23 protein-coding genes and 2 tRNA genes are annotated in these 25,508 nt (G+C 37.7%); 11 read left to right on the top strand and 14 right to left on the bottom strand.

The genetic code is table 11. The features are described 5' to 3' along the window. Positions 1-2,309 (top strand): TonB-dependent receptor domain-containing protein (locus ACOVO2_RS17025; RefSeq protein ID WP_421771133.1); only part of this gene is annotated, 2,309 nt, incomplete at its 5' end. A gap of 48 nt (positions 2,310-2,357) precedes the next feature. On the opposite strand, the gene ACOVO2_RS17030 is transcribed toward ACOVO2_RS17025, so the two are convergent. Next, positions 2,358-2,480: a hypothetical protein gene (locus tag ACOVO2_RS17030; RefSeq protein WP_421771134.1), complete on the bottom strand. Its 123-nt coding sequence runs from the start codon at positions 2,478-2,480 to the stop codon at positions 2,358-2,360. Further along, a complete protein-coding gene (locus ACOVO2_RS17035; RefSeq protein ID WP_421771135.1) occupies positions 2,477-2,914 on the bottom strand; it encodes a DUF6934 family protein in 438 nt (145 codons plus the stop codon). Before ACOVO2_RS17035 ends, ACOVO2_RS17030 begins: the two co-directional genes overlap by 4 nt. A 141-nt stretch (positions 2,915-3,055) precedes the next feature. On the opposite strand from ACOVO2_RS17035, the gene ACOVO2_RS17040 reads away from it, so the two are divergent. Continuing rightward, positions 3,056-5,209: a DPP IV N-terminal domain-containing protein gene (locus ACOVO2_RS17040; RefSeq protein ID WP_421771136.1), complete on the top strand. Its 2,154-nt coding sequence runs from the start codon at positions 3,056-3,058 to the stop codon at positions 5,207-5,209. Between the two features lie 86 nt (positions 5,210-5,295). Here ACOVO2_RS17040 and ACOVO2_RS17045 read toward each other — a convergent pair whose 3' ends face one another. Continuing rightward, on the bottom strand, positions 5,296-6,957 hold the full coding sequence (locus ACOVO2_RS17045) for an AMP-binding protein (protein ID WP_421771137.1): 1,662 nt from the start codon (positions 6,955-6,957) through the stop codon (positions 5,296-5,298). Positions 6,958-7,076: 119 nt separating this feature from the next. Here ACOVO2_RS17045 and ACOVO2_RS17050 point away from each other — a divergent pair, with 119 nt between their 5' ends. Continuing rightward, complete coding sequence (locus tag ACOVO2_RS17050) at positions 7,077-8,036, top strand: alpha/beta fold hydrolase (RefSeq protein ID WP_421771138.1); 960 nt, start codon at positions 7,077-7,079, stop codon at positions 8,034-8,036. A gap of 127 nt (positions 8,037-8,163) precedes the next feature. Here the strand turns inward: ACOVO2_RS17050 and pepT are convergent, their stop codons facing one another. Then, positions 8,164-9,438, bottom strand: coding sequence for a peptidase T (pepT, locus tag ACOVO2_RS17055; protein ID WP_421771139.1), 1,275 nt, complete (start codon positions 9,436-9,438; stop codon positions 8,164-8,166). Positions 9,439-9,480: 42 nt separating this feature from the next. Continuing rightward, the gene (locus ACOVO2_RS17060) at positions 9,481-9,954 is read right to left on the bottom strand and encodes a hypothetical protein (RefSeq protein WP_421771140.1); all 474 of its coding nucleotides are present in this window, start codon (positions 9,952-9,954) and stop codon (positions 9,481-9,483) included. A gap of 228 nt (positions 9,955-10,182) precedes the next feature. Here ACOVO2_RS17060 and ACOVO2_RS17065 point away from each other — a divergent pair, with 228 nt between their 5' ends. From ACOVO2_RS17065 to ACOVO2_RS17080, 4 genes are all read left to right on the top strand, one after another. Further along, a complete protein-coding gene (locus ACOVO2_RS17065) occupies positions 10,183-10,827 on the top strand; it encodes a hypothetical protein (RefSeq protein WP_421771141.1) in 645 nt (214 codons plus the stop codon). 107 nt (positions 10,828-10,934) lie between these two features. After that, positions 10,935-12,044 carry a tetratricopeptide repeat protein gene (locus ACOVO2_RS17070; RefSeq protein WP_421771142.1) on the top strand — a complete coding sequence of 370 codons (1,110 nt, stop codon included), beginning with the start codon at positions 10,935-10,937 and terminating at the stop codon, positions 12,042-12,044. 76 nt (positions 12,045-12,120) lie between these two features. Further along, the gene (locus ACOVO2_RS17075) at positions 12,121-14,757 is read left to right on the top strand and encodes a VPS10 domain-containing protein (RefSeq protein WP_421771143.1); all 2,637 of its coding nucleotides are present in this window, start codon (positions 12,121-12,123) and stop codon (positions 14,755-14,757) included. A gap of 93 nt (positions 14,758-14,850) precedes the next feature. After that, a complete protein-coding gene (locus tag ACOVO2_RS17080; protein WP_421771144.1) occupies positions 14,851-15,036 on the top strand; it encodes a hypothetical protein in 186 nt (61 codons plus the stop codon). Here the strand turns inward: ACOVO2_RS17080 and ACOVO2_RS17085 are convergent. The 3 genes from ACOVO2_RS17085 to ACOVO2_RS17095 all read right to left on the bottom strand — a co-directional run bounded on the left by ACOVO2_RS17085 (position 15,011) and on the right by ACOVO2_RS17095 (position 17,087). Further along, positions 15,011-15,727, bottom strand: a complete 717-nt coding sequence (locus tag ACOVO2_RS17085) for a lysoplasmalogenase family protein (protein ID WP_421771145.1) — start codon at positions 15,725-15,727, stop codon at positions 15,011-15,013. The two genes, ACOVO2_RS17080 and ACOVO2_RS17085, sit on opposite strands and share 26 nt — an antisense overlap. A gap of 237 nt (positions 15,728-15,964) precedes the next feature. After that, a complete protein-coding gene (locus tag ACOVO2_RS17090; protein ID WP_421771146.1) occupies positions 15,965-16,453 on the bottom strand; it encodes a YcxB family protein in 489 nt (162 codons plus the stop codon). Positions 16,454-16,649: 196 nt separating this feature from the next. Then, the gene (locus tag ACOVO2_RS17095; protein ID WP_421771147.1) at positions 16,650-17,087 is read right to left on the bottom strand and encodes a DUF4783 domain-containing protein; all 438 of its coding nucleotides are present in this window, start codon (positions 17,085-17,087) and stop codon (positions 16,650-16,652) included. Positions 17,088-17,292: 205 nt separating this feature from the next. Between ACOVO2_RS17095 and ACOVO2_RS17100 the strand changes: the two genes are divergently transcribed. Both ACOVO2_RS17100 and gldD read left to right on the top strand, forming a co-directional pair. Further along, positions 17,293-17,793 (top strand): phosphoribosyltransferase family protein, encoded by a 501-nt coding sequence (locus ACOVO2_RS17100; RefSeq protein ID WP_421771148.1) that lies wholly within the window; start codon positions 17,293-17,295, stop codon positions 17,791-17,793. A gap of 13 nt (positions 17,794-17,806) precedes the next feature. Then, entirely contained in the window at positions 17,807-18,403 is a 597-nt protein-coding gene (gene gldD / locus ACOVO2_RS17105) for a gliding motility lipoprotein GldD (RefSeq protein ID WP_421771149.1), read from the top strand. Position 18,404: 1 nt separating this feature from the next. Here gldD and ACOVO2_RS17110 read toward each other — a convergent pair whose 3' ends face one another. The 6 genes from ACOVO2_RS17110 to ACOVO2_RS17135 form a co-directional block, all read right to left on the bottom strand. After that, positions 18,405-18,947, bottom strand: a complete 543-nt coding sequence (locus ACOVO2_RS17110) for a YceI family protein (protein ID WP_421771150.1) — start codon at positions 18,945-18,947, stop codon at positions 18,405-18,407. A 56-nt stretch (positions 18,948-19,003) separates the two neighbouring features. Beyond that, positions 19,004-19,558, bottom strand: a complete 555-nt coding sequence (locus ACOVO2_RS17115; RefSeq protein ID WP_421771151.1) for a YceI family protein — start codon at positions 19,556-19,558, stop codon at positions 19,004-19,006. A gap of 27 nt (positions 19,559-19,585) precedes the next feature. Then, on the bottom strand, positions 19,586-20,227 hold the full coding sequence (locus ACOVO2_RS17120) for a hypothetical protein (protein WP_421771152.1): 642 nt from the start codon (positions 20,225-20,227) through the stop codon (positions 19,586-19,588). 346 nt (positions 20,228-20,573) lie between these two features. Beyond that, positions 20,574-21,074: a ubiquinol-cytochrome c reductase iron-sulfur subunit gene (locus tag ACOVO2_RS17125; protein ID WP_421771153.1), complete on the bottom strand. Its 501-nt coding sequence runs from the start codon at positions 21,072-21,074 to the stop codon at positions 20,574-20,576. A 245-nt stretch (positions 21,075-21,319) separates the two neighbouring features. Continuing rightward, positions 21,320-21,391 (bottom strand) — tRNA-Glu (locus ACOVO2_RS17130). 161 nt (positions 21,392-21,552) lie between these two features. After that, positions 21,553-21,624: transfer RNA gene (locus ACOVO2_RS17135), tRNA-Glu, on the bottom strand. Positions 21,625-21,899: 275 nt separating this feature from the next. Between ACOVO2_RS17135 and ACOVO2_RS17140 the strand changes: the two genes are divergently transcribed. Together ACOVO2_RS17140 and ACOVO2_RS17145 are read left to right on the top strand one after the other, a co-directional pair. After that, a complete protein-coding gene (locus tag ACOVO2_RS17140; protein WP_421771154.1) occupies positions 21,900-24,395 on the top strand; it encodes a M14 metallopeptidase family protein in 2,496 nt (831 codons plus the stop codon). A 123-nt stretch (positions 24,396-24,518) separates the two neighbouring features. Beyond that, positions 24,519-25,451, top strand: coding sequence for a sugar phosphate isomerase/epimerase family protein (locus ACOVO2_RS17145; protein ID WP_421771155.1), 933 nt, complete (start codon positions 24,519-24,521; stop codon positions 25,449-25,451). The last annotated feature ends 57 nt before the right edge of the window (positions 25,452-25,508 follow it).

A 25,508-nucleotide genomic window follows, 5' to 3' on the forward strand; every position in this document is an offset into this window, starting at 1 on the left:
TGATTACGCCAAGTTTGGGTTTTAGGGTCTATAATGCTCGCGGATTTACGAACACAACCAATGTTCGTTTTGTGCAATTAGTAGATGGTATTGACAACCAAGCACCACACATTGGCTCTCCAATTGCTTCGGGAATGGGACCAACCGACCTTGATATTCGTCAAGTTGAGATGATTCCTGGCGTTGCTTCGGCATTGTATGGCATGAATTCGTTGAATGGTTTGGTAAATTTACTTACTCTCAATCCTTTTGAATCGGAAGGTTTTAGTCTTCAGCAAAAAACTGGAGTCAATCACTTATCGAATCCAACAATCGGCCCTAAATTATTTTCGGAAACGAGTTTGCGTTATGCAAAGAAATGGAGCGAAAAATGGGCATTTAAAGTGAACTTTGGCTATCAGAAAGGCTATGATTGGATAGCTAACTCAACGTTTGACCTTAATCCCATGGCCAATACTTCGGTAAATTTGATTGGAAAAGATAATATAGGGGCTGACTATGTAAATTCCTACGGCAATGAATCATCGAATCGAAGAACGTTGACTCTCGGTGGAAAAAGATATGTAGTTGCTCGAACTGGCTATTTTGAAGAAGAAGTAACTGACTATTCTATCAATAATCTCAAGGCTGATTTTTCTTTAAACTATCGCTTCAAACCTCAGCACGAAATTGCATATAGTTTCAAAATTGCTCAGCTCGATAATGTTTATCAACGCACCAATCGTTTTCGTTTAAATGATTATCGTTTGTCACAGAATGCAATAACTTACCAGAGTCCAAGCACGCAAATTAGAGCTTACTTGACAAGCGAAAATACGGGAAAATCGTATAATATACGTTCGATGGCCGAAAATATCGACCGTAGTTTTAAGTCTGACAATGTTTGGTTTACTGATTTTACGAACGAATATAATGCCCAAACCAAAGCAGGAAAAAGTGTAATTGATGCCCTAAATTCGGCCAGAACGCAAGCAGATAAAGGTCGCCCACAACCAAATACTCCAGCTTTTGATGATTTGATTACAAAATTAGCTGACATCAATAATTGGGATGTAGGTGCAGCTCTGCGAGTACAATCATACATGCTTCACGCCGAAGGCCTAACAGATTTGAGCAAAAAACTTTCAACAACACTTCAAAACAACGGTTTTGGTTTATTGGCTGGTTTCGATTACCGAAATTATATTGTAGTGCCTGATGGAAATTATTTTATCAATCCAAAAGAGAGCGGTAAAAATATCAATTATTGGAAAGCGGGCGGTTTTGTGCAAGGAAGTAAAACTTTTTTCGATGAAAAACTCAAATTTTTACTGACACTCCGATTTGACAAAAACCAGTATTTCGATTTGCGTTTCAATCCACGAGCGTCATTGGTTTATTCACTTAACGAAAACAATCATTTCCGACTTTCTTATCAAAACGGATATCGTTTTCCGAGTTTGTTTGAGGCTTTTTCAAATATCAATAGTGGTGGAGTAAAACGGGTGGGTGGCTTACCGATAATGTCGCAAGGTATTTTTGAAAATTCATATCTACGAAAAACCATTGATGATTTCACGGCGGCAGTTAACCAAGATATAAATGTCAATAAACTAACTCAAAATGAAGCCATCATCAAAAACAAAAATATTCTCCGCAAAAACGATTATACTTATCTGAAACCAGAGTATGTCAATAGTTTTGAGATTGGCTACAAAGGTTATCCTGTGGGCAAAAAACTTTTTGTCGATGCCGATTTTTATTATAATGTTTACCGAAACTTCATGGCTCAGATTGAGGCCAATGTGCCACTCGGCACTAATGCCGATTCGCTGGCATTTTACATGTACGACCGCAACAAACAAGCTCGCTATCGCCTGTGGACAAACTCCAAAACTATCGTAAGAAACTACGGTGCGAGTATCGGATTGAACTATAATTTTTATAAAAACTTCTCACTAAATGTAAATACGTCTTTTGCAAAACTCCGAAATACTGCCAATAATGATGGTTTTGAAGAAGCTTTCAATACGCCTCGATGGATGGCGAATATCGGGTTTGGCAATAGCAAACTTACAAAAAACATTGGTTTTGGGCTAAACTATAAATATCAAGAAGGATTTTTGTGGCAGTCGGCATTGGCAACGGGCAATGTGCCAGCCATTCATAATGTTGATGCACAATTTACGTATTATGCCCGAAAACGGGGCTTGCAATTCAAAATAGCAGGAACAAATATTCTGAATCGACCTTACGTAAGTTTTATTGCAGGGCCAACGGTCGGGGCATTTTATTATTTGGCGATTACGGCAGATTTGGGGAGGAAATGATTGTACAAACAGTAGTTAAGATTAAATGATTATAAAAGTTAATCTTAACTATTTTGTTATACCTAATTTTGATAAATCTGTTTTTTTGAGCATTTCATTTACTTCATTTAACTTTTTTTGTACGATTTGCTCGGCTGTTGTTTTCACAACTATTTTCTTATTTGTTTTCATTTTTTTCCTATTAAATAAAAATCCATTTCATTATTTGGTTCAAAAATAGTGAGTTCATTGTCAACAACTCCCCAAATTTGAAAATTTTGCTGTAATAATTCTAATTCTCGACTAATTACAATTCTGTATAGTCTTTGTCTTCGGTCATCACTTCCTCTAAAAATAACAAATCTATCTTGATTTTTATTCAAAAAATCCTCAATTATTTTTATCACCGTTGCTAAAACCGTCCTTAAATCATCGTTATTCGTAACCGAAATATCACTCATTTTTCCGTTGTCCAAAACGTCTAATAAAGCAAGATTAAAAATTTGAGGCGAATCTGTTTGAGTAAATAACACCACTTTCTGAACTACCTTTTCTTGGCTAACACTCTCAAATTCATACCTAAATTCAGTTCTCGTAAGTGAAAAGGGGTAAGGTTTCTCATCCATTTATATAGTTTGGAAAATCTTAAGTTTTACAATTTTAGCAAATTTATTTCACTGAAAAAATAAATTTAGACTTTCATATCGTCATTTTCGTCATATATATCACTATTTTTACGTCCAATTGTAATCTTCAAACTATTAAACATGAAAAAAACTCTATTGCTTCTCTGCCTTGCGAGTACAGCAGTTTTTGCTCAAAAGAAGGATTTTGACGAAAAAGAATTAATGTCGGGTAAAACACCCAAAAACTTCACCCAACCATTACCAATTATTCAACGTTGGCTTGATGATGAGCGAGTATTAGTTACTCAGAAACTTTCGCCAGAAGCAGAAACCAAATCAATGATTTTGGAAGTGAGCAGCGGAAAAATGACCGAAGCAAGCGAAGAAATACTTCGCCCAAAGGCAAAACCTGTAAAAACCATTATCAGCAAAAATAATAACCTATTTTTGAAAAGCGGCGATACAGAAACGCAACTAACCAACGACCCAGCCGAAGAAAAAAATGCTATGTTTTCGCCCGATAGCAGCTACATTGCTTATACAAAAGAAAACAACCTTTATTCGTATGATTTCAAAGCCAAAAAAGAGATAAAACTCACAACCGATGGCACTAAAACTACTTTAAATGGCTACGCAACGTGGGTTTATTGGGAAGAAATCTTCGGTCGCCCGACTCGTTTCCGTGCGTTTTGGTGGAGTCCAGATAGCAAGAAAATTGCTTATATGCGTTTTGATGAATCAAAAACGATGATGTTTCCGCTTTATAGCAGCGAGGGGCAGCATGGTTTTATCGAAGAAACTCGTTATCCAAAAAGTGGCGACCCTAATCCTGAAGCCAAAGTTGGTTTTGTTTCGCCAGCGGGTGGAAAAACTACTTGGGCTGCTTTCAACGAAAAAGACGAACAATATTTTGGATGGCCAAAATGGTTGCCAGATGGTAGCGGTTTGATGCTCCAATGGATTAACCGTGGCAATGATAACCTAAAACTGTATAATGTTTCGCCAAAAGATGGTAGTAAAAAAGAGCTTTATAACGAAACTCAAAAATCATGGATTGGTATTGATGAAGCCGACGAACGCCTAACGATTATGGACGGTGGTAAAGAAATGATGATTATCAGCGATAAAACTGGCTGGAAACAATTGTATTTGTATGACATCAACGGTAAATTCATCAATAATATCACCGAAGGGAAATATACGGTAAAAAATGTTGAAGGTATCGACCAAAAGAATCGTGTGGTTTATTTCTACGCTCGTGGTATCGAAAGCACCGCTCGTTTCGACCTCTACAAAGTTGGTTTTGATGGAAAAGGATTAAAACGCCTCACTTTTGGTGCATTTAACAACCGAAATATCAATGCTTCGCCAAATCTTAAATATTTTATCACTACTTACTCAAACATCAATACGCCAACCAGCATGGCAATTGTTGACAACGAAGGTAAAATAGTGCGTGAACTGGGCAGTATCAAAGGTGCAGAAATGGATAATTATAATTTGGCTAAAACCGAACTTTTGAGAGTAAAAAGTGATGATGGCATTTATGATTTACCGATGACAATCACTTACCCGCAAAATATGGTAGCTGGAAAAAAATATCCTGTTTTGGTAAGCATTTACGGTGGCCCAGATGCTGGTACAGTTTATGACCAATGGACTTGGTCGGCTCGCCAACAATGGTACGCTAAAGAAGGAATCATACAGGTGGCACTCGACCACCGTGCAAGCGGACATTTCGGTAAAGAAGGTGTGGCTTATATGCACCGTAATTTAGGTTACTGGGAAATGCAAGACTACAAAACGCTCGTTAAGTCATTGATAGACAAAGGAATAGCTGACCCAACAAAAATCTGTATCACAGGTTTTAGTTACGGTGGCTATATGAGTTGCTATGCCTTGACTTACGGAAGTGATGTATTTACCCACGGAATGGCAGGTGGAAGCGTAGTAGATTGGAGTTTGTACGACAGTGCCTACACCGAAAGATACATGGATACACCAGCCGAAAACCCTGAAGGTTATAAATCTGCCAATGTTCTGACTCACACGAGCAAACTAAAAGGTGTTTTGCAAATTGTTCACGGAACTATGGACGATAACGTTCATATGCAAAATAGCATTCAGTTAATCAGCAAATTGCAAGATGAAAAGAAGAATTTCGAATTTATGCTTTATCCGAATGGCCGCCACGGTTGGGGAGGAAATAAAGGGGTTCATTTCGATAATCTAAAAACGCAGTTTATTTATAAGCATTTATTAGAGAAACCGATTCCAGAAGGACTTCTTAGATAAATGAAGAATGTAGAGTTAAGAATGTAGAATGAACTCTTAACTCTACATTTTTAACTCTACATTTTTAACTCTACACTAAAAAAAACTTACTCCCAAATCACTGCTTCTGATTTATTATACCAGCCATCAACTTTTGGGGCAAATTCTTTTTCTATAATATTTCGCTTGATTTTAAGCGTAGGCGTCATTTTATTGTTTTCTACCGTCCACGGTTCACGCAAAACTACCAATCTTTGTACACGCTCGTAACTTTTTAGTTTTGGATTTAGGTCTCTAAGGGTTGTTTCCAAACTTTCTTTAACTACCTGTTTATCAGTCGCTTTTCCTAAATCAGACAATACTAATAAACCAATCGGTTGTGGTAAATTGTTTCCAACTACACAAATCTGTTCTATGAAATTATTATCAGCAAAACCAAATTCGATTTGTGCTGGAGCAACGTATTCACCTTTCGAGGTTTTGTACATTTCTTTCACACGCCCCGTGATTTTTAGATAGTTTTCAGCGTCTAATTCTCCCACATCGCCCGTATGAATCCAATTATCAGCATCAATCGTTTCGGCAGTCAGAGCTGGTTCTTTATAATAGCCATCCATATTCCAATTTGAGCGAGTCAAGATTTCACCCGAACCTTCGGCAATTTTCACTTCCATTCCTGGGTAAATTTTCCCGACCGTTCCATCTTTCACATTATCTCGTGGCATCATACACACCGCCCCAACATTTTCTGTCATTCCATAAGCCTCTTGAATAATTATACCCAGTCTTCTAAACCAAACAATCAAACTATTGGGCATCGGTGCGGCACCAGTCAGAATTATCACAGCTTTATCTAATCCCAAACCTTTTCTGATTTTTTTCTTCACAATTCCATTCAAAATCGGAATTTTCAACAAAGTATTGAGTTTCTTTTCGGGCATTTTCCCCAAAATTCCCAACTGAAACTTTGTCCAGATTCGAGGAACCGCCAAGAAATGGGTTGGTTCGGCAGCGGCCAAGTTTTTGGCAAAACTATCAAGAGTTTCGGCAAAATAAATAGTTGCTCCCATTGTGATAGCTGCTGCTTCAATGATATTTCGCTCAGCAATGTGGCAAAGTGGTAGGTAAGAAAAAAAACGAGCATTTTCGGTGTGCAATTTGGCCACATCACGGGTATGATAAATCACACTTGCCATTGCTCCGTATTTCAACATGACGCCTTTTGGGTTTCCGGTCGTGCCAGATGTATAAATTATCGTAAAAATATCGGCTAAATTTGGCACATAGTTTTCGGTCATGGGTGCGTGCTTAGCCAAAATATCATTCCATTGTACGTGCGAAGCGTCGGGGTTGTAAGTAGGAAACGAAATACATTTCACATTAGCAGGAATACCCGATTTCATACCTGCCCAATCATCCAATTTTCCAACAAAAAGCACCTCACAACCGCTATGCGTAAGCACTTGATTAATTTGAGTATCGGTCAAAGTAGCATAAAACGGCACAGAAACATGCCCCGCCATCATGATTGCGAAGTCAGCAATGAGCCATTCGGCACAGTTTTTTGATACTAAACCTATATTACTTTTCGGCGGAAGATTCAGCGATTTCAGATAGGCAGCAATACTACGGGTTTGTCGGCCAGCTTCTTTGAAAGTAAAATCTTTGAAATCATCGCCAAAAGGCTGGCGAAGATAAATTTTATCGGGCGTTGTTGCCTCCCAATGATAAAAATATTCTAATAGGGTTTTGTTAGGTGAAATTTCCATAGGTATATTAACAGGTTATGTTCTATTCACAAATTTGCACAAAATAATGAAACAATTTAAAATTTTCAAGAAAAAGATATTAGATTTGACTTATAAAATTTAGAAAAAATCTTCATCACATGAAACTGCTCTTTAAGACCTTAAAATACGTTTTCATCTTCATTCTAATTGCTATTGTCGGACTTTCTGCATTATTTTGGAAGAATGATATTCCGCTCGAAACTCTCAAACAAAAATATACCAACGCTGACTCAAAATTTATCGAAGTCGATGGAATGTCGGTGCATTATAGAATTGAAGGTTTAGCAACTGATAGCATTCCGTTAGTTCTTCTGCACGGAACTGGTGCGAGCCTACATACGTGGGATGGCTGGGTAAACGCTCTAAAAACCGAAAGAAAGATTATCAGACTCGATTTACCTGCTTATGGTCTAACTGGCCCAAATCCAACGAGCGATTACTCACAAGAGTTTTATGCAACTTTCATCAATAATTTTCTGACAAAACTCGGCGTAAAACAGTGTATCATTGCAGGAAACTCTCTCGGAGGCTCAATTGCGTGGAATTTTGCGGTAAAATATCCCGAAAAAGTGTCAAAAATGATTTTAGTTGATGCGGGCGGATACGCCATGAAGTCAAAATCAGTACCGATTGCTTTTCGAGTAGCAGGTTGGCCAGTTGTAAAGAATTTGTTTAAATACGTTACGCCTCGCTCAATTGTGCAGAAAAGTGTAGAAAATGTTTATGCCGATAAAAGCAAAGTAAGCGATGATTTGGTTGACCGTTATTTTGAATTATCGCTCCGTGAAGGCAATCGCCAAGCATTTATTGATAGGATGTCGGAGTTTAGAAATAAGGGGATTATTAATGATAAAACCGTTAAAATCAAAGATTTAGCAATGCCTACGCTCATTATTTGGGGCGATAAAGATTTATTGATTCCGCTCGAAGTTGGCGAAAAATTTCATACAGATTTACCGAACGATACTCTGGTAGTTTTCAAAAATTTAGGGCATACGCCAATGGAAGAAGATGCAGAGAAAACAGTGGCAGTAGTGAAAGAATTCTTGAAGAAATAAATCGGAATTATCATATGCAAAGTAGAGACAAGGCATGCCTTGTCTCTACAACATAAATTGTCAAATATCCAGAAATAACACCTAATAATGAATCCATATTAGACCAGATAATCAGGAATTTTATGACTTACGAACGCTGTTCCCAAATCTGCACTAAATTGATAATCACTTGGGTAGCTTTTTCCATATCTTGCACCGACACCCATTCGTGTTTTGAGTGAAATGCGTGTTCGCCTGCAAAAATATTCGGACAAGGCAAACCCATAAATGATAACCGTGAACCATCAGTTCCACCTCTGATACTACGTTTTTCAGCCTTCAAACCTGCTTGTTCGATTGCCTCCAAAGCAAAGTCAACCACCTGCGGATGATTCACCAAAACTTCTTTCATGTTGCGGTATTGCTCAATCACTTTAAAATCAACCCTTGAGTTAGGATAATTTACAAGTACCTGATTAACAATATTTTGCAAGAGACTTTCTTTCTCATGCAGCCCCGCAACCGTAAAATCTCGAATGATAAAATCAAGTTTCACTGCTTCTTGAATCCCCGAAATTTGGGTTGGATGAATGAACCCTTCCATGCCTTCGGTAGTTTCGGGCGAAAGTGTATCTTTGGGCAAAGCCGCCAAAATATCGCCCGCAATTTTCATGGCATTTTCGAGTTTCCCTTTCGCAAAACCAGGGTGTGTACTTATACCATGAATAGTGAGGCTCACACCATCAGCCGAAAAAGTTTCGTCTTCGAGTGTGCCAAGACTTTCGCCATCCATTGTGTAGCCAAAATCGGCACCGAGTTTTTCTAAATCTACTTTTTCTGTACCACGACCCACTTCTTCATCAGGCGTAAACAATATCTTTATTGTTCCGTGCTTCACACTTGGGTTTTGCATCAAATATTCAGCGGCAGCCATAATTTCGGCAACTCCAGCTTTATTATCAGCCCCCAACAAAGTTGTTCCGCTGGCAGTGATGATATCGTTACCGATTTGCTCTTTCAAATCGGGATGTTCGGCAACTTTAATAATCTGAGTTGGGTCATCGGGCAAAATTATATCCGTTCCATCCCAATTAAAATGAATCAACGGCTTCACTCCCGCCCCACTACAATCGGGCGAGGTATCTACGTGCGAACAAAAACAAATCGTTGGAACTTCCTTCTCGGTGTTGCTCGGAATCGTGGCATAGACATACCCCCATTCATCGAGATGAGCATCAACGATGCCTAAATCTAATAGCTCTTGCACCAACAATCGACTCAAATCTTTCTGTTTTTCGGTAGATGGATTCGATGCTGAATTAGGGTCAGATTGCGTATCAATTTGTACGTACTTGAGGAAGCGTGCCGCAGCAACGCCCCCAACACCCCTAACCCCTAAAGGGGAATTTAGGTTAGTTTTCATAATTATTAAAAATTAAGTTATTCGAGAATAAGAAACTCCCCTTTAGGGGCGGGGGGTAATTATACTCTTTAAATCGGCTGGCGAATAATTGATATTTTTCAAGGTCTTGTCATCACCTTTTCTATACACCAAAAACTTCCCTTCTATTTCCTTATAATAAGACTCCGTTCCTTTTTCGGCGTAGTGCTTCATGGTAGCCTCTGCTTCCTCCACAGTATTGCAAGCTTTACTCATATTTGAGCGTTGAACTTCGTCGAATATTGTTCTGAATTTTTCACCCAAACCAAACTCTAAAATTGCACCTGCTAATACATACTGAATATCGGCCAGTGCGTCGGCTACCTCTACAATATTATTATCGTTGATTGCCTCTTGAAGTTCTTTCAATTCTTCGGCTATGAGTGAAACACGAAGGTCGCAACGTTGTTTTGAAGGAATCTGCGGTGTATCTAAAATTGGGTGTTTAAACGTACGATGAAATTCGGCTACTTGATTGAGACAATCTAAATTTTGCATAATGTTAATAAATCTGATAATGAGTAATGTTTGGTATTTTAAACTCTATTTTTGATAAAAATATCACTTTTTCCACTAAAATAATTACAGTTGTAACTGATGGGTCAATTTTTTACGAAAAAATTTTCACCGTAAAATAAATAAAGCGATATTAGCGTTTGCAAAGTTGAACAAATTTCAATAATATTGCTACGTAACTGAAGCCAAAAAATCAAAACCCATCAAATCATGAACAAATTTTATAGAGTCCTTTCAGTAGTTTCATTGACTTTATCTGTGGCTTTCTGGTCATGTAGAGGAGACCAAGGCCCTCAAGGCCCTGCTGGTCCAACTGGCCCTCAAGGAGCTCAAGGTCCACAAGGTGCAACTGGCCCTGCTGGTGCAACTGGTGCAACTGGTGCAACTGGTGCAACTGGTGCTGCAGGCAAAGACGGAAACGCAAACGTTAAAGGTGCAGAGGTAACAGTTAAGGTTGCAGAATGGAGAACTATTGATGCCCCTGGTATCGGAACTGGATCAACTGGTAAAACTGGTGCCTATGTTGTAAATGATGCTAACGTAAAAGCAACAACATTTGTTTTTGCATACGTGAAAATCGGAACAGATTTCGTAGCCCTTCCAAGAACAGTGATCAAAGAAACTGACGGTGCTACCGAAACAGTAGGATTTGGTATTTCGACTGGAAAAGTAACATTCTACTACAGTTCGCAAACTGCCGCTATTGGTGGTATCAAATCTTATGCACCACAAACTGACCTTACGTTCTCTTACGTAACAATCGAGAAAACAGTTGGTCAAGCAATGCAAAATGAAGGTGTAAACCTTAGAAGCCGTGAAGCAGTGTTAAACTACTTAGCAAAACACCAAAATTAATCGTTAACTACACAAGAAAGGGTAAGTTACGAAGCAAAAAAAAGCCTTCCATTTGGGAGGCTTTTTTGCATTTTATTCGTTATTATAAAAAATACCCATTACGATTTATGAAACTTTTTTTTGGAATTTTATTTTTCTTAACGTTTTCGGTTAAATCATTCGCACAATTACTCAACGATCCCGAATCCAAACAATTGATTATCAAAGGATTAGACAAGCTTTATAATTACGAATTAAAAGAAGCTGATTCGTATTTTCACGCTGTAAAAGCTAAATATCCGAAGCATCCTGTTACCCCGCTTCTAGGTGCATTGCAGGTTCAGTGGCAACATCTGCCGATCGAACAAAACCCTAAAGCTTTGGCTCAATATCTTGCATTACTCGAAAAATGTCAGCTTTCGGCTGAGAGCCTGCTTCAAGATCCTACAAAAAAAGCAGAAGCAATTTTCTTTTTGGTTGCCTCTCATGGCTACATCGCATTAGTACTCAATTATAAAAAAGAACAGGTAAAAGCTGCCAACGAGTCGCGTAAAGCCTACGGATACTTGAAAGATGGAAGACAGTATATCGAAAAGAATCCAGAGTTTTTATTTACTTCTGGCCTATATAATTTTTATAGGATTCAATATCCCGAAACCCACCCTATTGCAAAACCCGCAATGATTTTCTTTGAGAATGGCAATAAAAAACTCGGTCTACAACAACTCGAACAAGCTGTTCAGAAATCGGTATTTTCAAGAATTGAAGCCTCATTTTATTTAATGAATATTTTCTTGAAATATGAATCTAATTATTCGAAAGCATTGATTTATTCTAATTGGCTGCACGAACGCTATCCGAATAATTTGGTCTATACTATGCGTCATACTGAAAGCTTAATTATGAACGGAAAAATCGATGAAGCTTTACCACTTATTCAGCAATTAAAACGCACGAATGATAAAGTGTATCTTTTGGCGGGAAATTTGTTTGAAGGTTTAGTCAATGAAAAATTTAGAAAAAACGATAAAGCAGCAGCTGATCTGTATGTAAACGTATTAAAGATGCAACCCAACGAACGTTACACCAACGATTACTTTGCAATGGCTTATGCAGGCTTAGCTCGTATTTCTATTCGCTCAGGAAACACCAAACGTGCCGAAGAATTATATCGAAGATGCTTAGAATATGCCGAGTATAATTCAACTAAAAATGAAGCTAACAATTTTTTAAAGTAGCGTTTTTGAAGTAGATTTATGTTTTACAAAAAAATAATATCGAATCCTTTTTACAAATGAATGTAAAAGACTTTACATGAAACATGCCTTCACCATAATTTTATTTATATACAGCTTCATTGTCGTAGCTCAAAATACTCACGAGAGTATTCCAAGCCTAAATGAATCAACTAATTTATTTCATCACGAGCAGAAGTTTAGAGATTGGCTTTTTCGCCAGCCAAAAGAAACTCGTGGCTGGAAATGGATGGCTCGTTATGAACACGAACTTTTACGTCGTATCGATACCACAGGCTCTATGCCATCAAGTGAGGTTTTGCTAAATGCCACCACCTCGATTGAAAATCTTAGACAAAACGCCCAAAATACACGCCAAAAAGTATCATCTTGGGTGCCTGCTGGTCCTTATGGTAGTCCTGAATTATTCGGCATTGGCCGAGTCAATTGTATTGCTTTTCATCCGAGCGATTCTCTTACATTTTATATTGGATTTGGCCAGGGAGGTATTTGGAAAACCACCAACGGCGGAGAATCATACATACCGTTGGGAGATAATCTCCCGATCTTACGAGTAAGTGGCATTACACTCGACCCCAATAACCCCGAAACCATTTATATATCTTTGGCCGATTTTGCCTATATCGGCTATGACCTATATACAGCCGACCGTAAACGCAATACTTATTATGGAGTCGGTGTTTGGAAAAGTATAAACGGAGGCAAAACTTGGCAGCAAACTGGCTTAAAAAATCAACTCGCAGAGGGTATAAATTCGATAACCCGAACGATCTGGGTAAATCCGAAAAACTCAAAAGAAGTTGTAGTTGTTGGTACAAAAGGTATTTTTAAATCTTTCGATGGAGGCGATACCTGGAAAAGTAGAGTTTTAGACCGCATGACTTCATCACTTGTTCAGCATCCAATTTATTCGAATATCCTCTTTGCTACTGGGGTCTATGTAGCAAGTACCAAACAAGGTGAAGCCGGAATCTGGAAGTCGGAAGATAATGGAAATACGTGGAGGTATCTGACAACAGGAATCGGAAAAACAAACGTTCAAAGAGTTGAAATTGCAATTTCACCGAGTAGCCCCGACATTGTTTATGCAGTAAGTTGTGATAATAATAATGGCTTCGAAGGATTTTACAAAAGTACCGATAACGGAGAAACTTGGCAAAAATCAGCTTTTAGAGGAAATCTATTATCTACTTCTTACAACGCCGCTGGCGGCCAAGGATTCTATGATTTGTGTATAATGGTTCACCCTACAAAACCACAAACCATCTATGTTGGAGGATTGATCTTGAATGAAAGTAATGATGGTGGAAATTCTTGGCGACAAGCTACAGGTTACACAACAATTCACCCAGACCAACACGCCTTTGGCTATAACCCCCTCAATAAAACTATTTATTTATGCAACGATGGCGGGGTTTATTCAACCAAAGAGATTATCCCAAGTACAGTGGCTAATTTATCATGGAAGTTTGTGACTAAAGGCGTAAACGCAACTTCTTGTTATAGGTTAGGTCTTTCGTCCGATGGCTCTAAAATTCTTACGGGGGCCCAAGATAATAACATGTTTTTGAGCCAAAACGAAAGACCATGGACCAACGAATTCGACGGTGATGGTATGGAAGGGGCGTTTAGCAAAAATTACATGTATGGTTCTTCACAATATGGCTACATAGGTTTTTATGATTTAAACGACGCTCAAAAACGTGAGTTACCAGTATTTCCACCTATAAATAATAGTGACACCGGCGAGTGGACAACGCCATTTGTAATAAACGAAGCTGGTAATCAGGTAATTATTGCTGGCGGAAATGTTCATAAAATAGAGGTAGCACGCGAAAGATCACAACTACGTACGATATCTAATTTTAGGATTTATGGCACAACTCGTTATCCTCAAGTTTCGACGGCATTGGCGGTTCCGAAATCAGATGCCAATATGATCTATATTGCAAAAAAAGCAACACCTTTGCTCAAGCAATCGGCCGAACTTTGGCGGACAGTTAATAATGGCGAATTCTGGGAAAATATCACCAATAATATCTACAAAGACTCATACGTTACCTACTTAACCGTTGACGATAAATATCCAGATCGCGTGTGGGCTACTTTGAGCAATTTCGAAGAAGGCAAAAAGGTTTTTTATTCAAATAATGGCGGCAAAAGCTGGGAAAACATCAGTTATAATCTACCAAATCTACCTGCCAATACTATCGTTTATCAATCAGATGCAGACACCGATATTTTGTATGTAGGTATGGATATAGGTGTCTATTATTTGATAGAAGGCACGAAAGAGTGGAAACCACTAATCAGTAATTTGCCTAATGTAATCATTCACGAACTTGAGATTAATTCCGCAACCAAAAAGCTCTATGCAGCAACATTTGGGCGAGGTATCTGGGTAACAGATCTGGTGGTAGAAAAAGGAGTACAAGCAAGCGATTTTTATAGCATGGAGGTGCAACTTTACCCAAATCCGAGCGATGGCATTTTCGAGCTTAAAGCAAACTATAATGATGTAGAGGAGATCCAGGTAGTTGATATTTTAGGCAGAGAAGTCTATGAGGAAACATTACAACCAAAAGCTTTGAAATTTGGAAAACGCTTCGAATTATCTAATCTAAAATCTGGAATTTATTTTATCAGATTATTATCTAATAACCTAAGCAAAGTCATTAAGCTGGCCATTAATTAGATATTTTCATCCACCGGATAAGTTTTTGTCAGTAAACATTAAAATGGCATTGATATTGTGATTGAGTAGGAAACTAATCTATCTATAAAAACAATGCAAGACTATATTCAAATTCCGACCGAATTTATTGAGCAAGTGCTCGAAAAAACTGCTGGTGTAAGACCAAATCTACAAGATGAGTTGAACTACCTACGTACTTCTCTCAACTATCTTAGAATAGGTATGAATGTCGAAGAAGCTCTCGACTTAGCCACTATTGATTATTTAATGGCGAGCTAACACTCTTTAACTTTTGATTGTATAAAACACTCTCAACTATCAAAAATTGTGCAGATGAATAGAGTATATAATATATTGTTATGGAATGACAAAGACTTTGATAAAGTAGGTTGATGGCTAACCATAGATTCGATATGACCATAAAAAAAACACCTAAAAAACCAAAACTAAATGCTATTTGAGGAATAGGTCTAAAATATGCCATCCAACACAATAACATCATCTGAGTCGAATAAACAAAACTTATCAGCAATAGGCTGTTTGGAGTATAAGTAATTAACAGAAAGACTAATCCAACAAAAAACAAAACTGTTAGTGAAATAATTTTCCACTCTTGCATAAGTGTTGATAATGCGGGCAAAACACTTCCTTCGCTTCTGAATACGTTTATATACATGAAATGTGTCAGATAAAAACCGACGGTATGTATAAACATCAAAAGTAGATTATCATTAAATAAAAATATAAGAACCGCCCCTACAATAGTATAAAGTAAAGCCTCAATCAAATAGGCATCGATTGATGCAAAATCCTTTCTTTTTTTTGATTGGATGTAATACAAAATCAAAGTTAAATTTGAGAAGACTTCTAGCCCACCGATTTGCTTTAATATGTAAAAATCCTGAAGAAAAAACCCATAGTAAAGCATGGGGACAGGAGAAAAAAGTAGCATTAACCAAAGTTTTTTCATATATATATACCATAGCCATCCTTTCTATCGAAAAGCTAAAATTTTATATTCATCGTGAATGCTAATAAGCAAGCAAAAATTGTACCGCTTAATAAGCCATATCACTTACAAAATTTTGGGCTACTCTTAATATTTACTCAAACAAAAGTTTAAACGAGCTACCAACCAATCATAACTCACTCATTATGAAGCATTTACAAGAAATACTTTCCATGTAAATGCTCCGAAATACTTTTATTATAATAGTTCTTTACGTTTCAAAATTGATTCAAATAATTTCAAATCATGTTCACTATTAAATACAGAAAATGGAAAACGAAGAAATTGTCCCTTACCGATAATCAACAAAAATGCATCATCTGTACGTTCGGCAGTTTGGATACTCTCCCATTTCATGATACCACCCTCTTTTTGGTTGATTTTCACTAAAATCTGGCGGCTATCTATTTCGTACATAAATTTGTCGAACATCTGCTTATTTTGCTCCATCTGCGAGGCCGCATAAAATTGTGCATACCAAAACAATACATAGAGTCCACCTCCAATTACAGCCACGACCGGAATCCACCAGTTTTTATAAGCACCCGTAAAGTGTAATACCAAACCCAATAAGAAAACAGCCGCAGGAATCAATAGCCATTTCCACTCATTTTTCATGTGACGCTTAAACGAGATACTCACATATTCTTTAGGGTCTAACGCAAATTTTTTAGTTTTTACAATCATCTTATTTTTATAGTCATTAAATACATAATGGGAGAGTCAATATCGGTCTAAACTGTAAAACTTCTCTATGACCTTAGCCCCAGCTAAGTATTATTTATCATTTGAAAGCACAAAAATAGAAAAAGGCTCTGACAATTTCAGAGCCTTTCCTATTATTTTGTAAGAAGTATCAATAAAAGTCATTTGTAAAGTTATCTCATCCCTCTCTAAACTGAATCGTGTCGATCACATATTTATTAGCATCGGCTCTACGAACTAAAATATAAACCAAGAAATCTTTGTTTCGACTACGGTACGTACCCACGCTATAACGTAAATCGGCATTTGACGCTCCCTGATAAACATACTGGAAAGCCAATGGAGGGTTTTTCTGGAAGAAAGATTTAAAAATCTGCTCTGCCTGCTGAGAAGAAATTTTTTGGAAATCGATTTTTTCTGAATCTATCACCAGTTCAACGTGCTGGTTTAGACAACTTGCCAACATCCGAGGGTTTCCACCTCTAAACGACATCCTGATTCTGTCAGCTAGTTCATTATCTTCCCTGCTTCTCTTGGTGTCATCATCGCCTGGACGGGTGGCACTCGTAAGAAAAATGAAAACGATTGCTGACATTAAGTATTTCGTGAACTTCATAATGATTAAGTTTTGACTATCTTTGTTCGTTAATAATATATACTCAAAGCATTTACACAAACTATGCCAAAAAATTATTAAAAGGATATGTATTTATTGATATGGCACCTGTTTAAATAAGCTTTAAATTTGTATTATCAAAATTCAAACCAAATATTTCGTTTTTGTAATAAAGGTATCCAAAGCCATAATAAAAGTTTAATTTATGTCGAATCAGTTACTGAATAAAACTCAAACCCTCCAAAAAATTCGCAGAATTGCGTATCAAGTCTATGAACAAAATTTTGAGGAGCCTTCTATAATTATTGCAGGAATTCACGGTGAAGGCTTCGTCTTTGCAGAAATGTTAGTGAAAGAACTGCAACAAATTTCAAAGATGGAGGTATATATCGCCAAACTTACATTTAATAAGCAAGCCACCGAGCAACCCGAAATAAATATTGAAAGTAAGGTAGATACTTTTCGAAATAAAAACATCGTTTTATGTGATGATGTGCTTAATACAGGAAAAACGCTGGCATTTAGTTTGCGTCCTTTTTTGAGTATTCCAATCAAAAAATTACAAGTGGCCGTAATCGTGGATCGTAATCACCCAAATTTTCCGATTGCTGCAGATTATGTGGGCTATTCGCTCTCAACTACCCTCAATGAGCATATCCAAGTAATTTTGAGCGACGAGGAAAAAACAGGAGTTTATATTTTTTAAGAAAACCTAATTTATGCACCAAACAAAGGTTATAAAAATAGTACTATTAATTATTTTGGGAGTTTGGCAGGCAGGTTGCAAAAATTCAAATCAAGAATACTCGCCTAAACCTCGCGGCTTTAATCGCATTGATTTACCTCAGCATCAATATCAAACGCTACCAAATGAGCACCCTTATTCGTTTGAATATTCGAAAGAGGCAATTATTCAGCTCGATACTTTCAAACATGCCGAACCTCATTGGATAATAGTCTATTATCCGAAATTAAATACCCGAATTCAGTTTACGTATAAACCGGTAAAAAACGATCTGAACAGATTGCAAAATATGATGGGAGACGCCGCAAAATTAGCCTTCAATCATGACAAAAAAGCATATTCGATAACTGATAAGATTTTGACTACTAAAAGCGGCAAAAGGGCGGTAATTTTTGAGCTAGAAGGAGAAGTGCCAAGCCCATATCAGTTTTTCGTGACTGATAGCACCAAGCACTACCTTAGAGGTGCAGTTTATCTAATGACTGCCACCGAAAATGATTCACTCAAACCTATCATTGATTACATGAAAGTAGATTCGAGGCATATTCTCGAAACCCTCAAATGGCAATAAATTAGAGTTTAAAGATAAGTTTAAACTTAAAATGTAGCATATCGTCGGTCTTCATGCCAAACAATGAAGGCCGTTCTACTTTATAATCAGTCAACGACACATCAAACTTGCCCTCAAAGACCAACTTGTTTACAAAATCTTCACGTGTGGCTATGATCGTAACTGGCTTCGTGATTCCGTGAAAGGTTAGATTACCCTCCACGGTTACGATTTCGGCCGCAGCTTTTATTTTGGTGCTTACGAATGATACTTTCGGATATTTTAATGCCTCTAATACCTCCAAAGCATGCGAATCACGGTTCGGATTTCCACTATCAAACGATTGGACTTTCAACGAAACTCCCACTTGCTCAATACCCTTCGATGCCTTATTGTAAACAATCACCGCATTCACATCTCTACACACAGCTTCCCAATCGTGCATTGGGTGTTTCATGGCATAAGTTATAGCCGAAACACTTTTATCAGCTAAAATTTTCACCAAATCTTGCTGGGCATAAGCAGCCGTAGAAAATAAGATAATTACGAGGATCTTGCTAAGCATTTTCATTGTAGTCTGATTTACTTCGTTTAATAGATAACCATTCTTTCTTTTCGTTTTTATTTAATAATAAAACTTAAATTGAATGATAAATTGATAAAATCCTCAGTTTTTACACCAAATAGCGAGGGTCTATCTACTTTGTAATCAGATAATAATACCTCAAATTTTCCGTCAAAACTAACTTTATTGCCAGCCGTATTCTGATTTACGTTAAACGTAATAGGCTTTGTGATACCATGAAAAGTTAGATTACCATCTACACTAAGCACATTACCATTAGGTTTAATTTTAGTACTCACAAAAGTTACTTTCGGAAATTTCAATCCTTCCAAAACCTCTATGGCATGAGAATCACGATTAGAGTTTCCACTATCAAACGAATCAACTCTAAGTGAAACCACCATTTGATCAATTGTTTTGTTGGCTTTATTATAAACCATTACGGCATTTACATCTTTCGAGATGCCCTCCCATTCGTGCATGGGGTGTTTCATAGCGTATTTAACTTTAGATACGCTTTTATCAGCAAAAATCTTGCTTACATCTTGCTGTTGTGCGATTCCTAAAAAAGAAATCAGCATCAAAACAAGAAAATTATATTTTAATGACATTTTGCTATTGATGTTTGAGAAATTGACTTAAAATTCAAATTTAATCATGGCGATTGCGGCTAAATAGCCTCCAACTGCAGTATAAGCAGCAGCACGGTGGTAGGGCTTCAATGTAAAATCTTCTTTTATCCGAGGCCCCAAGACATTGGTTGCGATCATGGCCGAGAGATGTACATAAGATAAATATCGATGCACTTTAATATTACTGATTCCTTTACGATTAAGCATAGCAGGCGGAGCAGTAAATGACATGAGAGCAGTAGTAGCATAGCCTATGTTTACGCCCGTAGCTACTGCCCCGTGAATATTCTTAAGCTTGTCACTGTAAGTCTCATTATTATAAAGCCGTGCCCCCAAAATTCCTTGGGTTATCATGCCTGCGGCAGTTATAAAACCCAGCGTTTGGTGAAGCTTAAACATATTACGACGAATGCGTAATTCTCTTTCGCGATTTTCTATAGTTAATTCGGGTGCGATTCCAACTCTTCTGTAAAGCCCTCGCTCACCCCAAAGTAACCTCTGCGATAAAAGCATACGTTTGGGTAATAATTCGGTTTGGGTAGCACCAGCATCCAAATCGTTTAATAAGCTATCGGCATCAATTTGAGCTACAACTTTATTAATGAGGGAAGAAGATAAAATTAACAGCAGAACAAAGATATTCTTCATGATAAATGTAAGGTATAAAAGTTTATAAACGTAAAGATAAAAAGAAAGCCAAAAAACTTTGGCTTCCTTTAATCATCAAAACACATACCCCTAAACAATAATTACTATACGTATCAAAAATACCGTTTATAGATTCACGTATTTAAAATACATTCATAATTAAAGAAATGACTAGGGTAAACTATGCTGGGTCTTCAAAAAATTGATCGACTCAGACTTAAGTATTCTTCTACGATAGTTTTGCCGAAATCATCATCTTGTAATTACTTATACCGTATATACGAATTGCAAAAAGGTTTGGTTTTATTTTTTTTATTTTTTTTGCATTCGTTTAAATAGAGGAAATTTATGCCTTGACTCTCAAAGAGTTATTACTATTCAGAAGCTCGGTTTTATAAACCGTTAGTGCTCGTGTGGCTGGATCTTTTTGCACAGTTCCGTCGGTTCTGAAAATTGAACCATGGTTCGGGCAGAAAAAATCATTGGTACCGCTTCGATAATTGACAGCAGTACCCTGATGCGTACATGCCTTTGATAAAGCCACGAATGTTCCTTTTGCATTGGCTATGATGATATCTCCAACGTAAGTAAACTCACCTACCGTTTTTAATTTCGAGAAGTTTGCATTAGTCAAATCTAATGTAAAATCAATGGCTCCTGTAATAGCTCCCGTAACCCCAGAGTTTGTATTTGTACCACCACCAGTTGTTGTGGTTGGGGCTGGATCTTCTGAGCTGCTCGAACAAGATGTAAGTCCTGTACCTAAGCAATAAAACGACATTAATGCGGCACTGCTCAGGCCAAGTTGCTTCAAAAATTGCCCTCTACTCAATTGTGATGTTTCCATAATTTAAAATAATGTTAAGAATAAATTTCAGACTCGAATTAAATAATAGATGAATCTTTTTTATGATCACTTTAAAAGATTATTCTTTCGTTTAATTTCAAATACGAGAATAATCTCGGCAAGGTTGCATGAAAAAAAAAACTTTTTTAAAAAATGATTAGTGAAAGACTTGATATGAAGATAAAAGAAAACGCCCGATAATAAAAATTATCAGGCGTTAACGATTTTTTAATCGCAGCGATTCGTGACCCTACGGGGAATCGAACCCCGGTTTAATCCGTGAAAGGGACTTGTCCTAACCGCTAGACGATAGGGCCGACTGGTTCCATTTATCGTCTGCGATTCAAAAATCGTGGGGCAAAAGTACAATAATTATTTTGATAAACAACCAATAAAATACTATACCCCTGCATAAAAAGCAAAATGCTCAATAATCAGTGATTATTGAGCATAAATTCGTCAAATCGCAGCGATTTCGTGACCCTACGGGGAATCGAACCCCGGTTTAATCCGTGAAAGGGACTTGTCCTAACCGCTAGACGATAGGGCCGACTGGTTCCATTTATCGTCTGCGTTAGCGAATTGTGGTGCAAAAGTACGGCAAAAATTTTAATCCACAATAGTACTCTCTAAAAAAAGTTTAAAAATATCAAAATTCTTTCTATAATTATACATATAATTAGATTTATTATATTTAAAGACAAAAAAAGAAAATCTTCTTAATTTTTATGAAATACTTCGCCTGACTTTCGTAAATCACTTTTCTCTTATCTATCTTTGAAGAATCATAGTATAAAATTAACACTTCAAAACATCCATCGTCGAATGAGAAAGATTTCTTATTGTTTTTTCTTATTGTTTAGTTTTATAAACTTATCAGCCCAAACCACAAAAACTCCCGAAGAATTTCTGGGATATAAACTCGGTACTAAATTTAGTTTTCACCATCGAATCGTTGATTATGTGCGTCATGTAGCCGCTCAGAATCCAACTCAGGTAAAAACAATCGACTATGGGATGACATTTGAAGGCCGCCCGTTGATGGTTGCAATTATTGCATCTCCCGAAAATTTAGCAAAAATCGAAGAGATTCGTACGAATAACCTTAAAAGTATTGGACTTTTAGATGGCAAACCTACCGGCAAAATTCCTGCTATAGCTTGGTTGAGCTATAATGTACACGGCAACGAAGCCGTGAGTTCGGAAGCTGTTTTACAGGTTTTGTACGAACTTCTCAATAAAAATAACACAACCACTCAGAATGTTCTGAAAAATACGGTTGTAATTCTCGACCCATGTATCAATCCTGATGGCCGTGACCGCTATGCTCAATGGTATAATCGTGTGGCTAATCAAGGTGGAAACCCCGCTCCTTTCGCAATCGAACACCGTGAACCGTGGCCAGGAGGGCGTTTCTCACATTATATTTTTGATCCTAACCGTGACTGGGCTTGGCAAACACAAGAGATTTCACAACAACGTGTGAAACTTTATAACCAATGGATGCCCCACTTACACGCCGATTTTCACGAAATGGGCTACAACACACCATATTATTTCCCGCCATCGGCAAAACCTTACCACGAAGATTTGAGCAAATGGCAACGTGAGTTTCAGCAAACGCTGGGAGAATTCAACAAAAAATATTTCGATAAAAACTACTGGTTGTACTTCTCGAAAGAAAACTACGATTTACTATACCCAAGCTATGGTGATACTTATCCATCGTATAACGGAGCAATCGGCATGACTTATGAGCAAGGCGGTGGCGGTGCGGCTGGTTTGGCAATTGCCAAAGAAGATGGCGATACCCTTACGCTTACGCAACGTATTTCGCATCATTTTGCTACCAGTATGGGAACACTTGAAGCAATTTCGAGCCGTGCCGATAAAACGGTGGAAGAATTTAATAAGTTTTTTACGGATAAAACCGCCAATGGATATGGCACTTACAAAACATTTGTGATGAAAACCAAAGGCGATGAAGCGAAGGTTCAGGCCCTCACGAGCCTTTTGGATAAACTCCAAATCAATTACGGTTTTGCGGCAAAAGAATCTACGGCAAACGGTTTTGGGTATCAGACTTTGAAAGATGAAAACTTCAAAATAGAAGCTAATGACTTGATTATCAGCACCTACCAACCAAAAGGAACTTTCGTAAAGATTTTATTCGAGCCTAAAACCGCACTCGAAGATTCGGTTACTTATGATCTAACAACTTGGTCTTTACCGTATGGCTATGGCTTAAAAGCTTATGCAACCAAAGAAAAACTAGCTGTGGGCAATACTCAAATGTCGAGCGTGAAACAAGCCACCATCGAAGGTAAACCGTATGCGTATGTGGCTGCATGGAAATCTTTTGAAGACGTGAAGTTTTTATCGAAAGTTTTGGCAGCGGGAATTAAAGTAAGATTCAACGAAAATCCGTTTGAGATTGATGGCCGCAAATTTGATGCAGGCTCTTTAATCATCACTCGAACTAACAACGAACGTTTAGGTGAGAAATTCGATAAGACGATTCAATCAGCTGCTAAAGAATTTAATATCAATCTCTTAGGAACCACTTCGGGCATGGTTATGAGCGGGAATGACTTTGGTTCGGGTTCGGTAAATGTACTTAAAAATCCTAGAGTTGCTTTAATTGCGGGCGAGGGAGTCTCTTCAACTGCTTTCGGTGAAGTTTGGCATTTTTTCGAGCAACAAATCAAATATCCAATTACCGTTATTGAGGGTAGTTCGTTTTCAAGAGTACCACTTGAACAACTTGACGTAATTGTTTTGGCCGATGGCAGCTATGACCGAATTTTTGGCAATGGCGATGCCCTAAAAAAATGGATTCAAGGCGGTGGAAAAGTAATTGCCCTCGAAGGTGCAACCGGGTATTTTGCCGATAAAGATGGTTTCGCTTTGAAACGCAAGAAGGATGCTTCAGCAAGTGATAAGCCCGAACTCAAAACTTACGGTACCCGTGAGCGTGAAAGCATTATGGAGCAAATTCCTGGGGCTATTTTTAAGGTAGAAATTGACAAAACGCACCCGCTCGGCTACGGAACAGATGGATTTTATTACGCACTCGTGCGTGATGTTTATAACTATGATTACATGAAAGATGGCTGGAATGTGGGATATATCAAAGAAAACAATCATGTAACTGGTTTTGCAGGAAAAATTGCAAAAGAAAAAATGAAAAATACGCTAACTTTCGGTGTGCAAGAAATGGGTCGTGGAAAAATTGTTTACATGGCCGATTCTCCACTTTTCAGAGGTTTTTGGTATTCGGGTAAATTGATTTTTGGAAATGCTTTATTTACTGTGAATTAATTTAAAAATTTACTACGGAGGCACGGATTAAAAGATTAACACGGAAATTATTCTGTGAAAATTTGTGTAATCGCAGCGGCGAACCGTCTGTGCCTCCGTGGTAAAATTCAACTCTATAAAACTATGAACAACACTCGACGCTCATTTCTAAAAACAGCCCCTTTGGCAGGTGCAGCGGCTTTTGCTAATCCTGTTTTTGCAGAACCACAACAACCAACCACAAAAACCGCCAGCCGAATAAAACTCAGCGTGTCGAGTTATTCGTATTGGCATTTTAAAGGTGATAAATTTCCGATTGAAAAAGTAATTGATGAAGCAGCCAAACTAGGACTCGACGGCATTGATGTGCTGCACCGACAAATGGATAGCGAAGATAATGCCTATCTGCAAAAACTAAAAAAGCACGCTTTTGTGAATGGAATTGCTATGACTTGTTTGTCGATTCATCAAGGTTTTGTTTCGCCCGATAAAGCTGTTTTGAAACAACACATCGACCACACCATTCACTGCATTGAGTTAGCCTACAAAATGGGGATTCCGTGTATGCGTTTGAATACTGGTCGTTGGGGAACGATCAAGTCATTCGATGATTTTATGGCCAAACGTGGCATCGAACCTGCCATTGAAGGCTACACCGAAGATGAAGCTTTTAAATGGTGCATTGATAGTATTCAGCAATGCATGAAAAAAGCCGAAGAATGCGGCATTTTGCTAGCTCTCGAAAACCATTGGGGACTTGGCTCAACTCCTGAAGGAATGCTTCGCATTAAAAATGCTATTGATTCACCTTGGTTGGGGCTATTGATGGATACGGGCAATTTTTTGGAAAATCCTTATGATAAATTGGAGAAAATTGCCCCACAAACTAGCTTCGTACAAGCTAAAACTTACTATGGTGGTGGCGAATGGTACACACTCGATTTGGACTACAAACGCATTGTTGATATTCTAAAAAAAGTAAATTATAAAGGCTATATATCGATTGAATTTGAGGGAAAAGAAGACCCAAAATCTGGCGTTCAGAAAAGCGTTGAATTGTTGAGGAGTATTTTATAAATGATGCTAGGCAAAGCAATCGGCTCGATTCATTTTGCTGCCCTCGATCTTAATCGA

The organism is Emticicia sp., from assembly GCF_049241225.1.
In the GTDB taxonomy this organism is placed as follows: Bacteria; Bacteroidota; Bacteroidia; order Cytophagales; family Spirosomataceae; genus Emticicia.

Excerpts from the sequence above, each read along its gene's own strand:
- ACOVO2_RS17030 (WP_421771134.1), bottom strand. The coding sequence starts at position 2,480 with ATGAAAACAAATAAGAAAATAGTTGTGAAAACAACAGCCGAGCAAATC.
- ACOVO2_RS17035 (WP_421771135.1), bottom strand. The coding sequence starts at position 2,914 with ATGGATGAGAAACCTTACCCCTTTTCACTTACGAGAACTGAATTTAGG.
- ACOVO2_RS17040 (WP_421771136.1), top strand. The coding sequence starts at position 3,056 with ATGAAAAAAACTCTATTGCTTCTCTGCCTTGCGAGTACAGCAGTTTTT.
- ACOVO2_RS17045 (WP_421771137.1), bottom strand. The coding sequence starts at position 6,957 with ATGGAAATTTCACCTAACAAAACCCTATTAGAATATTTTTATCATTGG.
- ACOVO2_RS17050 (WP_421771138.1), top strand. The coding sequence starts at position 7,077 with ATGAAACTGCTCTTTAAGACCTTAAAATACGTTTTCATCTTCATTCTA.
- pepT (WP_421771139.1), bottom strand. The coding sequence starts at position 9,438 with ATGAAAACTAACCTAAATTCCCCTTTAGGGGTTAGGGGTGTTGGGGGC.
- ACOVO2_RS17060 (WP_421771140.1), bottom strand. The coding sequence starts at position 9,954 with ATGCAAAATTTAGATTGTCTCAATCAAGTAGCCGAATTTCATCGTACG.
- ACOVO2_RS17065 (WP_421771141.1), top strand. The coding sequence starts at position 10,183 with ATGAACAAATTTTATAGAGTCCTTTCAGTAGTTTCATTGACTTTATCT.
- ACOVO2_RS17070 (WP_421771142.1), top strand. The coding sequence starts at position 10,935 with ATGAAACTTTTTTTTGGAATTTTATTTTTCTTAACGTTTTCGGTTAAA.
- ACOVO2_RS17075 (WP_421771143.1), top strand. The coding sequence starts at position 12,121 with ATGAAACATGCCTTCACCATAATTTTATTTATATACAGCTTCATTGTC.
- ACOVO2_RS17080 (WP_421771144.1), top strand. The coding sequence starts at position 14,851 with ATGCAAGACTATATTCAAATTCCGACCGAATTTATTGAGCAAGTGCTC.
- ACOVO2_RS17085 (WP_421771145.1), bottom strand. The coding sequence starts at position 15,727 with ATGAAAAAACTTTGGTTAATGCTACTTTTTTCTCCTGTCCCCATGCTT.
- ACOVO2_RS17090 (WP_421771146.1), bottom strand. The coding sequence starts at position 16,453 with ATGATTGTAAAAACTAAAAAATTTGCGTTAGACCCTAAAGAATATGTG.
- ACOVO2_RS17095 (WP_421771147.1), bottom strand. The coding sequence starts at position 17,087 with ATGAAGTTCACGAAATACTTAATGTCAGCAATCGTTTTCATTTTTCTT.
- ACOVO2_RS17100 (WP_421771148.1), top strand. The coding sequence starts at position 17,293 with ATGTCGAATCAGTTACTGAATAAAACTCAAACCCTCCAAAAAATTCGC.
- gldD (WP_421771149.1), top strand. The coding sequence starts at position 17,807 with ATGCACCAAACAAAGGTTATAAAAATAGTACTATTAATTATTTTGGGA.
- ACOVO2_RS17110 (WP_421771150.1), bottom strand. The coding sequence starts at position 18,947 with ATGCTTAGCAAGATCCTCGTAATTATCTTATTTTCTACGGCTGCTTAT.
- ACOVO2_RS17115 (WP_421771151.1), bottom strand. The coding sequence starts at position 19,558 with ATGTCATTAAAATATAATTTTCTTGTTTTGATGCTGATTTCTTTTTTA.
- ACOVO2_RS17120 (WP_421771152.1), bottom strand. The coding sequence starts at position 20,227 with ATGAAGAATATCTTTGTTCTGCTGTTAATTTTATCTTCTTCCCTCATT.
- ACOVO2_RS17125 (WP_421771153.1), bottom strand. The coding sequence starts at position 21,074 with ATGGAAACATCACAATTGAGTAGAGGGCAATTTTTGAAGCAACTTGGC.
- ACOVO2_RS17140 (WP_421771154.1), top strand. The coding sequence starts at position 21,900 with ATGAGAAAGATTTCTTATTGTTTTTTCTTATTGTTTAGTTTTATAAAC.
- ACOVO2_RS17145 (WP_421771155.1), top strand. The coding sequence starts at position 24,519 with ATGAACAACACTCGACGCTCATTTCTAAAAACAGCCCCTTTGGCAGGT.